A 12,051-nucleotide genomic window follows, 5' to 3' on the forward strand; every position below is an offset into this window, starting at 1 on the left:
TCAAGGTGTGCTTTAGTTTCCTAAAGCGCACCATTAATAACTAAATTACCAAGTTTGCGTAGATTTGAACTTCGTTAGAAGTTCTTTAAGCTGCGCTTCGATCTCGGCATTCAAGTTACCAGTTTCATTGATTTGAGCCACAAGCTCTGCGTATGTGCTATTTGCATACGAAAGTAAAGCTGCTTCAAAGTCACCGATTTTCGCGATTTCGATGTCTTGAAGGAAGCCTTTTTCAGCAGCAAATAACGACAAAGACATATCAGCAACAGACATTGGCGCGTACTGTTTCTGCTTCATTAGCTCTGTTACACGCTCACCATGCTCAAGTTGAGCACGAGTTGCATCATCAAGGTCAGACGCGAACTGCGAAAACGCAGCTAATTCACGGTACTGAGCTAGGGCTAGACGAATACCGCCACCTAGTTTCTTAACGATTTTAGTTTGTGCAGCACCACCAACACGCGATACCGAGATACCAGCATTTACTGCCGGACGGATACCTGAGTTGAATAAGTCAGTTTCTAAGAAGATCTGACCATCGGTGATAGAGATAACGTTAGTCGGTACGAACGCAGAAACGTCGCCGCCTTGAGTTTCAATGATTGGCAATGCCGTCAATGAACCAGTTTTGCCTTTCACTTCACCATTAGTGAACTTTTCAACGTAATCTGCGTTTACACGCGATGCACGCTCTAAAAGACGAGAGTGAAGATAGAATACGTCACCTGGGTATGCTTCACGCCCTGGTGGACGCTTAAGTAGTAATGAAATTTGACGGTAGGCAACTGCTTGCTTAGACAAATCATCATATACGATTAATGCGTTTTCACCACGGTCACGGAAGTATTCACCCATAGTACAGCCCGCGAACGGTGCTAAGTACTGAAGTGCCGCAGATTCAGAAGCAGATGCAACAACTACGATAGTATTTGCTAGTGCACCATGCTCTTCTAATTTACGAACTACGTTTGCAATAGTAGATGCTTTTTGACCAATCGCAACGTACACACACTTAACGCCTGTGTCTTTTTGATTGATGATTGCATCGATTGCTAGTGCAGTTTTACCTGTTTGGCGATCCCCAATGATAAGTTCACGTTGACCACGACCAACTGGAATCATCGCATCAATAGATTTATAACCAGTTTGAACTGGCTCATCTACAGATTTACGCTCGATTACACCCGGTGCAATTTTTTCTACAGGTTCAAACCCGTCGTTATCTAGAGCGCCTTTACCATCGATTGGAGCACCTAGTGTGTTTACAACACGACCAAGTAAACCAGGACCAACAGGAACTTCTAAAATACGACCAGTTGTATATACTTTTACGCCTTCAGTAAGGTCAGCGTACGGACCCATTACTACTGCACCAATTGAGTCGCGCTCAAGGTTTAGTGCGATAGCATAACGGCTGCCAGGAAGCTCAATCATTTCACCTTGCATACAGTCAGCAAGACCGTGGATGCGGATGATACCGTCAGTAACAGATACAATAGTACCTTCGTTACGAGCTTCACTTACAACTTCGAACTTCTCAATACGTTGTTTGATCAGATCTGAAATTTCAGTGGAATTAAGTTGCATGCTCTTTTTCCCAATTACGATTGTAGTGTTGTAGCTAAGCGGTTTAATTTACCGCGAATAGTACCGTCGATTACAGTGTCGCCAGACCTAATAATAAGTCCACCAACCACTGACGCGTCTTCACTACAATTCAGCTTAACTTTGCGTGCGAAACGTTTTTCAAGTGCCGCTACCAATGACTCTTGTTGCGCAGCAACAAGAGGAGTTGCAGAAATCACATCTACTTCGATTTCTTTATCGTATTCTGCTTTAAATTCAGCAAATAACTGTGCAACTTCAGGTAGAGCTGTCAAACGTCCATTTTCAGCCATCACCTTAACTAGGTTCTGACCTTGTTCGTTGAGCTGCTCAGCACAAAGTTGAATAAATAATTCAGCTTGTGCAGTAGCTGTAGGCATACTCGCTAAAACAGACGATGCTTGCTCATTGCTGGCTACATGGCCTGCAAAGAACAACATATCATTCCAGCTTTCTAGAGTGCCTTTCTCAACGGCAAGTTCAAAAGCCGCTTTAGCGTATGGGCGAGCGATAGTAGTCAAATTAGACATGCTCATACCCTCCTAATTACAGCTCAGCGACAAGTTTTTCAACGATGTCACTATGTGCGGCTTGATTAATTTCACGCTCTAAAATACGTTCTGCGCCAATCACTGCCAGAGTTGCTACTTGCTTACGTAGTTCTTCTGTTATGCGATTACGTTCAGACTCAACTTCAGAGTGCCCTTGAGCAATGATACTTTCACGCTCTTGTTGACCACGAAGTGTTTCTTCGTCAACAATTAGCACTGCACGCTTTTTAGCTTGATCAATGATATCAGCCGCTTGAGCTTTTGCATCTTTAAGCTGTTCAGCAGCTTTCTTTTGCGCAAGTTCTAAGTCTTTTTCGGCTCTATCAGAGGCAGCTAAACCATCTTCGATTTTTTTCTGGCGAGCTTCAATTGCACCGTTTAGTGGTGGCCATACGTATTTCATACAAAATAATACGAACACCGTAAACGCAATCAATTCACCGATAAGAGTGGCGTTTAAATTCACAACCGCTCCTCCTTAAATAGTAAGCTGTTCAAAGAATAAAATTAAAGTACGAACAACAATACCATAGCGATACCAACACCAATCATTGCTACAGCATCGATTAGACCAGCAAGGATAAACATTTTAACTTGTAGCGAAGGTGCAAGCTCAGGTTGACGCGCACATGCTTCAAGGAATTTACCGCCCATGTTACCAAAACCGATTGCTGTGCCGATTGCACCAAAACCGATTAGTAAAGCTACTGCGATGTATTTTAAGCCTGTTAATAATTCTAAAGCTTCCATTTATTTCTCCAAAGTTTCAATTGTAAAGTTAAAAGTAAAAGTAAAATTGTAAATCTAAAAATTAGTGATTATCTGAACTTGCCATGCTTAGGTATACAATCGTAAGCATCATGAATAAGAATGCTTGTAATGTAATAACTAGAATATGGAATACTGCCCAAACAAAGTGCAACGGTAGTTGCATAAAACCGATAGCGCCGATCAAGATGAAAATCAACTCACCAGCATATAAGTTACCAAACAAACGTAGTGCTAATGAAAACGGTTTAGAAACGAGTGCAATCAGTTCAAGTAATAAGTTAAATGGTATCAAAATAATTTGAACGAACACGTTATTTGAGTTGAACGGATGAAGCGTTAACTCTTTAATAAACCCGCCAATACCTTTTATTTTGATTGAAAAGCCAACCATTAGTATAAATACACCCAGCGCTAGCGCTGAAGTCATATTAATGTCTGTCGTTGGTACAATTTTCATGTACACATCGTGTGAATCCATACCAAATGCAGTCTCACCAACGAAACCTGCAAATGCTGGAAGGAAATCAACTGGTATTAAATCCATTAAGTTCATTAAGAACACCCAAACGAAAATCGTTAAGGCTAATGGTGCAATAAGCTTGCTTTTACCATGGAAAGTATCGCGTACGTTGTCACCAACAAATTCTACGATTATTTCAATAAAACACTGAAATTTTCCAGGTACACCTAGTGTTGATTTTTTAGCGGCACTACGAAAGATCCATAAAAATATAAGACCTAAACCGATAGACCATGCAAGGGTATCTATATGCCATGTCCAGAATCCACTGTCCGTACATGCTTTATTGAAGGCGAGACCTGTATCGGTCGAACACATCTTAGCATTGGTCAAATGGTGCTGGATATGGCCAGATAGAGTAACTTCTTCTGCTGCCATGTTATATCCCAAAAGTTAATGTTTAAAAAAAACGGGTGCGAACAATCCAGTAAAGAGCGCCAGTATATAAGTACTAAAAAAGGGTAATAAAATTACCGGAAAATGCTTCAGTACTAGCGCAAACAATACAATTGTTAGCATAAACTTTAATCCGTTGCCGCGTTTCAACGAGGCATACGCTTGATTTGCTCGACTTGCACCCATATATCTGAATGCATAAAGTGCAAATACAAAGTGCGGAAGTACTGCTACAGCTCCACCAGCGAGTGATGAAAGCGAGGCATTGACTCCCGAACTAAAAAAAATAATTACAGCAGCAACTAATGCTACAACACCCTGAAGGAAAATTAACTTTAATACGGCAAGTCGATATGGACTCGCTAACTTATCAGTCACGTTTAGTTAACCTTTATTGCGTTCTAATTGTTAGGGTGTGAAAACTGGCGAAATTATACTTAATCCTGCCAGTTTTGCAACTTGAGTAGATGCTTTGTAACACGAAATAGCTACAAATGTCCCTTTTTAGACATGTAGAAAACTAATGGTGGGTATTGTCGTGATTTATACGATTTAAAATGCCGTCAAGTTCATCTAGGTTAGTATACGAAATAACCAGTTTACCTTTGCCTTTTTTATTGTAGTTAATCTCTACTTTAGCACCTAGATTTTCAGCGAGTTGTTGTTCTAACTGCTTAACATCTGGATCTTTTTCGGTTATTTCTTTAGCAGGTAAAGGTTCTAAAATTGAGCGTACGAGCTTTTCAGTTTCTCGAACTGTTAATGCTTTAGCTACAGCTAAACGAGCAGCATCTGACTGCGCTTCACCTTCAAGGGCTAACAGGCAACGAGCATGGCCCATTTCAATATCGCCATGTTCTAACAGAATTTTTACATCACTATTTAAGTTATTTAAACGCAATAAGTTAGTTACAGTCGTACGTGATTTACCCACCGCATCTGCTACTTGCTGATGTGTTAATTCAAATTCTATTAGTAAACGATTAAGTGCAACTGCTTCTTCCATGGCATTTAAATCTTCACGCTGAATATTTTCTATCAGTGCAATCGCAACGGCAGCTTCATCAGGTACATCTTTAATAATACAAGGTACTGTTTCAAGCTTAGCTATTTGCGCTGCGCGCCAACGACGCTCACCAGCAATAATCTCAAAGCTATTGTGTGCAATAGGGCGCACAACAATAGGTTGAATAATACCTTGTGAGCGAATAGAACTAGCAAGCTCTTCTAGCGCCTCTTCAGACATGTCTTTACGAGGTTGGTATTTACCAGAGTGTAAGAACTCTATTGGAAGTTTTTGTAATTCACTATTATTAGCCGCGGCATTTTGCACAGCCTCAGAAACGTTTGATGTGTCGTGTTCCTTGCTTGGGCTCGGTGCAGGCTTTGACGAACTTAAAAGTGCATCGAGTCCTCGGCCTAAACCTCGTTTTTTAGCAGACATGTTATTTTTTTACCTCAAAGTTAGGCGACAACGGACGCTGTTTTTTCTTTTCTGCGTAACATTTCACCAGCGAGTGCTAAATACGCTTTAGCGCCACTTGATGCCCGGTCATAGTACATAGCAGGAGTACCAAAACTAGGTGCTTCAGCTAAACGAACATTACGCGGGATCACCGTACGGTATACTTTATCGCCAAAATGTTGTTTTAATTGTTCTGATACATCATTTGCCAAACGGTTACGTGGGTCGTACATAGTACGAAGTATGCCTTCAATTTGTAAGCTAGGATTCACTAACTTAGCAAGTTGCGTAATCGTATCCATTAATGCGGTTAACCCTTCAAGTGCATAATACTCACATTGCATTGGCACTAAAATAGAATCAGCTGCGGCCATTGCATTAACAGTTAACATATTTAGAGAGGGTGGACAGTCGATAAAAATAAATTCGTACTGGTCCTGAATTTTTTCAAGTGCATTACGTAAACGCACTTCACGGGCAAATAATTCCATCAATTTAACTTCTGCAGCGGTTACATCACCGTTTGCAGCAATCATATGGTATTCACCAGACGTTTCTTTAATGATAACGTCTTCTATAGGTTTATCTTCAATAAGTAGGTCGTAAATAGTTGGCACGTCGCCATATTTATCTACGCCACTACCCATAGTCGCATTACCTTGCGGATCGAGATCAATTAACAGCACTTTACGTTTCGTTGCAGCCATAGAAGCAGCGAGGTTAACAGCGGTTGTAGTTTTACCCACTCCACCTTTTTGATTTGCTAATGCGATGACTTTTGCCACGGTATCTCTGATCCCTAATCTTTAGAAAGAATAATTAAATGTCGTTGTGCATCTAAATTAGGTACTTCTAATGCAATTTTTTGCTCAAACTTAACACCTGCAGGTAGTGACTCTAGCTCTTCGCTAGGGAACACGCCTTTAAGTGCTATAAATTTACCCGAATGATCGATTAAGTGCGAACACCAGTCAACCATATCTTGTAATGAAGCAAAAGCACGACTTAGTACGCCGTCTAATTTAACACTTGGTTGATATTCTTCAACTCTTGACTGAACCGGGGTTACATTATCAAGACCAAGCTCATGTTTAACATGCATTAAAAATCGTACACGTTTACCTAAGCTATCTAGTAACACAAAATGTGTATTAGGTAATGCAATTGCTAATACGATACCCGGTAATCCAGGACCCGTTCCAACATCAATATAATGATGACCGGGTAAGTGAGGCGCAACAACTAAGCTATCCATAATATGCTTAATCATCATTTCTTCAGGTAAGCGTACTGAGGTTAAGTTATAAGCCTTATTCCACTTATTCAATAACTCGACGTAACGAACTAGCTGTTGCTGTTGTTTTTCTGTTAGCGCAATATCAGTTTGCGCTAACAATGTAGTTAATTGTTGCTGTAACACTATGTACCCTTACCGTTACGCGGATTTGCGTAATAAGCCTTGCTTCTTCAGATACACTAATAATAGCGAAATCGCCGCTGGGGTGATACCAGAAATACGCGATGCTTGACCAATAGTGTCAGGACGCGACTCAATAAGCTTGGCAACTACCTCATTTGACAAACCAGATACGGTTTTATAATCAAACTCTTTTGGTAAAATTGTTTGCTCATGACGAAGCTGTTTGTTGATCTCATCTTGTTGACGCGCAATATAACCTGCGTACTTAGTATGGATCTCAACTTGTTCAAGTGCCGCTTTGTTTGTAAATTCAGATCCTAATCCTTCTATAGCCATAAGATCGTTATAACGAATCTCTGGGCGACGAAGTAATTCTTCTAAACTTGCTTCACGTGTAAGCGGTGTTTTCAGTAATGCATTTACTTGTTCTACAACGGCGTGATCTTTGTGAATCCACGTATCTTTGATGCGTTGCTTCTCTTTTTCGATTACTTCCATTTTTTCGTTAAATGCCTGCCAGCGTTCGTCATTAACCAAACCTAGCTCACGGCCTTTTTCAGTTAAACGAATATCAGCATTATCTTCACGAAGTAATAAACGGTATTCGGCACGACTGGTAAACATACGGTATGGTTCTTTTGTACCCAGTGTTGCTAAGTCGTCGATTAATACGCCAACGTAAGCTTCATCACGACGTGGTGTCCAAGAATCTTTGCCTTGCACTTTTAGTGCAGCATTCATACCTGCAATTAAGCCTTGTGCACCCGCTTCTTCATAGCCGGTAGTACCGTTAATTTGACCCGCAAAAAATAAACCTTCAATAAATTTAGTTTCTAAAGATTGTTTTAAATCACGTGGATCAAAGTAATCATATTCAATTGCGTAACCAGGTCGACAAATATGTGCATTTTCAAAACCTGTAATCGATTGCACAATTTCAAGTTGTACATCAAACGGTAAACTAGTCGAAATACCATTTGGGTATAATTCGTATGATGTTAAACCTTCAGGCTCAACAAATATTTGATGTTTATCTTTATCTGCAAAACGAACAATTTTATCTTCAATTGAAGGGCAGTATCGTGGACCAATACCTTCAATAACACCTGAGTACATAGGTGAGCGATGTAAGTTTTTACGAATAACATCATGTGTTTTTTCGTTTGTGTAAGTTATGTAACACGGTATCTGTTGTGGGTGATCTGATTGTTTACCCATAAACGAAAACACAGGAGTTGGTGTATCACCTGGCTGTGCTTCCATTTTTGTAAAATCAACAGTACGTGCATCAATACGTGGCGGTGTACCTGTTTTTAAACGATCAACTCTAAATGGATGTTCACGTAAGCGATCAGCTAAAGCGATTGAAGGAGGATCGCCTGCGCGACCGCCTTTATAATTTTCTAAACCAATATGAATTAAGCCGCCTAAAAAAGTACCCACGGTTAAAACAACACTTGGTGCACTAAAACGTAAACCCATTTGAGTTACTACGCCAGTAACACGATCGTTTTCAACAATAAGATCATCACATGATTGTTGAAAAATCTTAAGGTTATCTTGGTTTTGTAATGTTGTTTGAATAGCCGCTTTGTACAAAGCACGATCTGCTTGTGCTCGAGTAGCACGAACAGCAGGTCCTTTTGAAGAATTTAGTGTACGAAATTGGATCCCGCCTTTATCAATGGCCTGTGCCATTGCACCACCAAGCGCGTCGATCTCTTTTACCAAATGACCTTTGCCAATCCCACCAATTGCTGGGTTGCAAGACATTTGACCAAGGGTATCCATATTGTGAGTCAGTAGCAGGGTATTCATCCCCATACGGGCAGCTGCTAATGCGGCTTCAGTGCCAGCATGTCCACCACCTACTACGATAACGTCAAAATTTTCGTGAAAAATCATTAATGGGATCCTACTTAAATCAAACCGGTAAACTTCAAAAGGGAGCGTATTCTACCTAGAAATTGGCAGAAGATAAATGATTAAACAAAGGGCAAGATCTAAGTATGTGATCTCTAATAATATAAAGGATCTTTTAAAGAGATCTTTTATTACTATTACTACTACTGATCGACTTTTCTGTTGATAAGGTTTAGATCTTCATTTAAAACATGAAATTAGATCAGATCTAAAGGTGTTAATATGATCGGATCATCCAGCAAATAAGCTCTGATCAAAAAGGCACTTTATGCACAGGGTTGAATCAGTTGGATCTTATCCAATGGATAAGCATGCTTTAAAACGCAGTTTATTCAATCTTTATCCACAAAACCTATTAAATTATTAGTAAATTGTGGGTAACTTTATATATAACTTTTTACTTGATCTATCTATTTTATGCCTGTTTGAACTATCCAAGAGTCTAACCATGTTAATGCAGTGTCTTCTGGTAGTGCTTCATCGAGAATATTAAGCTCTAAACGTTCTGCTACTTTTATAGCGCCTTTTTGAGCTAATAAGGCATCTATATTACGTCCTGCTAGGTTATAAGTATCATAACTAGTGTCGCCTAAAGCGATTACTGAATATTTTAATTCAGATAAATCATCTGCTTGAGTTACATCTTCAACAAAACTAATAAGATTTTCAGGGTAATCACCTGCACCATAAGTTGATGTGCAGATTAACCAAATGGTATTTTGCTGATCAATATCGCTAAATTCAGGTTGATCATGTAGTTGTGTAGTAATACCAAGGTTATTAAGCGCGTCGCTTAATTGCTCTGCAACATACTCGGCTGATCCCATTTGGCTGCCGACAATAAGATTTACTGAACTCATGAATATTAGTGATCACATTGGTTTTAATTGCCGCCTATGATAACTGAGTGAGGATAACAGTAAAGTTAAGAGTGCTTTTTTGTATAACTATTTTTGCGGTAATTTTACACTCATTCAAAATTGTGTCTTTAAGTTGTTGATAATATGATATTTAACAAATTATCTTTAAGTGTAATCTTCTGATCAAGTTGTTGATAACAGTGGGGAAAGCTCTGCTTAAACTGTTTTTTAGGTTGTTTTATATTCGCTAAGTTATTGATATTACTTGTCAGTAAAAATTAAATTGTAAATATCTCAATTAAAAATACATGTTGATCATTATGTGGATATAAAGCCTGTTGATAACCTTAAATTTAGATCGAAAATAATTTTTAAAAATGATCTAATAAAGCAGATCTAATGAAATTAATTAAAAATAAGTTCATAAATAGATAAATTACAATTGATCATGAGGTTTTTGCGACTGATTTACCTAGTTTTGGTATTTATTTGAGCTGAAAATTAGGTATTGTGGATAAGTGATCTCGGTATTTTTAATTTTATGCGAATTTAGAGCTGCTATTTTTATTAATTTTGCTGGTGAAGTTAGCAGATCAAAAGTGTTGAATACTTAGCAGCTGAGTTATTTTATTTAAAAATCACAGTGATTATCAAATTATATGTTGTCAAAAGTAAGCTTTTTAGAGTACTAATCAGTGTTTTTTAGCTCTTTAATTGAGCGAATAGCATCATTTTTTGCGTGTATCAGGTGTGTTTTAGTGCATTTTTGTGCGCTAAAGTAAGTATAAGGAAGCCATTTATAACTACTTTTTGTATGACATATAACGCTATTAAAGCGTGCGGTTGTTTAAAAATGTATCGATTTTAACCTTAATAATAGGTGTGATTCGTGCTATTAATTCCTCAATAAGCACTCTCAGTATTGTCTACTCTATATAATCAGACCTCTCTTAGCACGTAATAAAGGTAGTTTTGGATATGATTTTATTGGCAGTAATTTGCAGACATCAGGTGTATAAATACATATTTTACATAAAAAAAGAGCACCTAAGTGCTCTTATAATAAAAATATATCTGTAATAGGGTGTTTATTTACCAATACAAAACGAGCTAAATATTTTGCCAAGTAAGTCGTCGGAGGTAAATTCACCGGTTATTTCATTCAAATACTGCTGTGTTAAACGCAGTTCTTCAGCGAGTATTTCACCAGCAATGTGCATTTCTAACTGTGTTTTACCCGTTTCTAAATGATACGCAGCACTTTCTAGTGCATCCAAATGACGACGGCGCGCCATAAAGCCACCTTCTGTTGCACCTTGAAAGCCTATACAAGCTTTTAAATGCTCGCGAACAAGTTCAATACCATCAGTATTTTTAGCACTTAAGCTGATGACCGGGTATTGTTGCTCTTGCTCCATTCCGACTATATCGCCCGATAAATCAGCTTTATTTCTGATGACCGTAACCCCCATACCTTCTGGTAATTTCGCCATAAATTCAGGCCAAATTTTGTGCGGGTCAGTATCTATAGTATCAGTGCCATCAAGCATAAATAAAACGCGGTCGGCTTGGTTTATTTCATCCCATGCACGCTCAATACCTATTTGTTCTACTCTGTCTGGGCTTTCGCGTAGGCCTGCGGTATCTATAATATGCAGTGGCATACCATCTATATGTATATGCTCTCGTAGTACGTCGCGAGTGGTACCGGCTATTTCTGTTACGATTGCGGCTTCACGACCAGCTAGAGCGTTAAGCAGGCTTGATTTACCCGCATTAGGGCGACCTGCAATAACAACACGCATACCCTCGCGCATGATGCTGCCTTGCTTGGCTTGGTTGGTTACAGTGTTAAGCTGAGTAATAATAGCGTCTAAGTCGCCTGACACTTTACCATCTGATAAAAAATCAATTTCTTCATCAGGAAAATCTATTGCCGCTTCTACATACATACGTAAGTGAATTACTTTTTCTACGAGTGTTTCTATGTGCTTAGAAAATTCACCTTGGAGAGACTGTAGGGCGCTTTTAGCGGCTTGCTCGCTCGTAGCATTAATTAAGTCGGCGATAGCTTCTGCTTGTGTTAAATCAAGCTTGTCATTCATAAATGCGCGTTCAGAGAACTCACCAGGCTTTGCTAAACGAACGCCCTCTATTTTACTAATTTCTTTAAGTAACATATCCAGTACTACAGGACCGCCGTGGCCTTGTAATTCAAGTACGTCTTCACCAGTAAATGAGTTAGGGCCTGCAAAGTAAATGGCAATACCTTGATCAAGTTGCTCGCCAGCAAGGCTTTTAAATGGCACATAATCGGCGTAGCGAACTTTAGGTATTTTACCTACTACTTTTTCGGCGACACTTTTAGCAAGGCTACCTGAAACGCGAATAATACCAACACCACCACGTCCAGGTGCTGTTGCTTGTGCTGCAATTGTATCTTGATTGATCATGCTATTAATTTGCCAACGATGAGTAACTTTATGCCCGTATTGTAACCTATCGATTTATTTGTAGCGAATAGCTGTGGTGAAAAACAG

12 protein-coding genes are annotated in these 12,051 nt (G+C 39.2%); all 12 read right to left on the reverse strand.

Annotated elements, in window-relative coordinates; translation table 11 throughout:
* Nucleotides 1-45 precede the first annotated feature (45 nt).
* Complete coding sequence (gene atpA / locus I6F40_RS17005) at nt 46-1,587, reverse strand: F0F1 ATP synthase subunit alpha (RefSeq protein WP_007585976.1); 1,542 nt, start codon at nt 1,585-1,587, stop codon at nt 46-48.
* 14 nt (nt 1,588-1,601) lie between these two features.
* A complete protein-coding gene (gene atpH / locus I6F40_RS17010) occupies nt 1,602-2,135 on the reverse strand; it encodes a F0F1 ATP synthase subunit delta (RefSeq protein WP_007585978.1) in 534 nt (177 codons plus the stop codon).
* A 16-nt stretch (nt 2,136-2,151) separates the two neighbouring features.
* Complete coding sequence (atpF, locus tag I6F40_RS17015; protein ID WP_004335264.1) at nt 2,152-2,622, reverse strand: F0F1 ATP synthase subunit B; 471 nt, start codon at nt 2,620-2,622, stop codon at nt 2,152-2,154.
* Between the two features lie 41 nt (nt 2,623-2,663).
* The gene (atpE, locus tag I6F40_RS17020; RefSeq protein WP_007585980.1) at nt 2,664-2,906 is read right to left on the reverse strand and encodes a F0F1 ATP synthase subunit C; all 243 of its coding nucleotides are present in this window, start codon (nt 2,904-2,906) and stop codon (nt 2,664-2,666) included.
* A 61-nt stretch (nt 2,907-2,967) separates the two neighbouring features.
* Nucleotides 2,968-3,825 carry a F0F1 ATP synthase subunit A gene (gene atpB, locus I6F40_RS17025; protein ID WP_024592268.1) on the reverse strand — a complete coding sequence of 286 codons (858 nt, stop codon included), beginning with the start codon at nt 3,823-3,825 and terminating at the stop codon, nt 2,968-2,970.
* Nucleotides 3,826-3,840: 15 nt separating this feature from the next.
* The gene (locus I6F40_RS17030) at nt 3,841-4,221 is read right to left on the reverse strand and encodes an ATP synthase subunit I (protein WP_166379288.1); all 381 of its coding nucleotides are present in this window, start codon (nt 4,219-4,221) and stop codon (nt 3,841-3,843) included.
* A gap of 142 nt (nt 4,222-4,363) precedes the next feature.
* Nucleotides 4,364-5,287, reverse strand: a complete 924-nt coding sequence (locus I6F40_RS17035; RefSeq protein WP_024591276.1) for a ParB/RepB/Spo0J family partition protein — start codon at nt 5,285-5,287, stop codon at nt 4,364-4,366.
* A gap of 20 nt (nt 5,288-5,307) precedes the next feature.
* Complete coding sequence (locus I6F40_RS17040) at nt 5,308-6,093, reverse strand: ParA family protein (protein WP_004335235.1); 786 nt, start codon at nt 6,091-6,093, stop codon at nt 5,308-5,310.
* A gap of 14 nt (nt 6,094-6,107) precedes the next feature.
* Nucleotides 6,108-6,728: a 16S rRNA (guanine(527)-N(7))-methyltransferase RsmG gene (gene rsmG, locus I6F40_RS17045; protein ID WP_007585988.1), complete on the reverse strand. Its 621-nt coding sequence runs from the start codon at nt 6,726-6,728 to the stop codon at nt 6,108-6,110.
* Between the two features lie 15 nt (nt 6,729-6,743).
* Complete coding sequence (gene mnmG / locus I6F40_RS17050; RefSeq protein WP_010555145.1) at nt 6,744-8,633, reverse strand: tRNA uridine-5-carboxymethylaminomethyl(34) synthesis enzyme MnmG; 1,890 nt, start codon at nt 8,631-8,633, stop codon at nt 6,744-6,746.
* 428 nt (nt 8,634-9,061) lie between these two features.
* Nucleotides 9,062-9,511 carry an FMN-binding protein MioC gene (mioC, locus tag I6F40_RS17055; protein ID WP_007585993.1) on the reverse strand — a complete coding sequence of 150 codons (450 nt, stop codon included), beginning with the start codon at nt 9,509-9,511 and terminating at the stop codon, nt 9,062-9,064.
* Between the two features lie 1,088 nt (nt 9,512-10,599).
* Nucleotides 10,600-11,964, reverse strand: a complete 1,365-nt coding sequence (gene mnmE, locus I6F40_RS17060) for a tRNA uridine-5-carboxymethylaminomethyl(34) synthesis GTPase MnmE (protein WP_197193238.1) — start codon at nt 11,962-11,964, stop codon at nt 10,600-10,602.
* Nucleotides 11,965-12,051: the final 87 nt, after the last annotated feature.

Origin of the sequence: Pseudoalteromonas sp. SWXJ133, from assembly GCF_015864365.1 — a bacterium.
GTDB classification, from domain to species: Bacteria; Pseudomonadota; Gammaproteobacteria; order Enterobacterales; family Alteromonadaceae; genus Pseudoalteromonas; species Pseudoalteromonas arctica.

Bases quoted from the DNA above. Each gene is read 5' to 3' on its own strand.
- atpB (WP_024592268.1), bottom strand. From the start codon at position 3,825: ATGGCAGCAGAAGAAGTTACTCTATCTGGCCATATCCAGCACCATTTG.
- atpE (WP_007585980.1), bottom strand. From the start codon at position 2,906: ATGGAAGCTTTAGAATTATTAACAGGCTTAAAATACATCGCAGTAGCT.
- mioC (WP_007585993.1), bottom strand. From the start codon at position 9,511: ATGAGTTCAGTAAATCTTATTGTCGGCAGCCAAATGGGATCAGCCGAG.
- mnmE (WP_197193238.1), bottom strand. From the start codon at position 11,964: ATGATCAATCAAGATACAATTGCAGCACAAGCAACAGCACCTGGACGT.
- mnmG (WP_010555145.1), bottom strand. From the start codon at position 8,633: ATGATTTTTCACGAAAATTTTGACGTTATCGTAGTAGGTGGTGGACAT.
- I6F40_RS17035 (WP_024591276.1), bottom strand. From the start codon at position 5,287: ATGTCTGCTAAAAAACGAGGTTTAGGCCGAGGACTCGATGCACTTTTA.
- atpA (WP_007585976.1), bottom strand. From the start codon at position 1,587: ATGCAACTTAATTCCACTGAAATTTCAGATCTGATCAAACAACGTATT.
- atpH (WP_007585978.1), bottom strand. From the start codon at position 2,135: ATGTCTAATTTGACTACTATCGCTCGCCCATACGCTAAAGCGGCTTTT.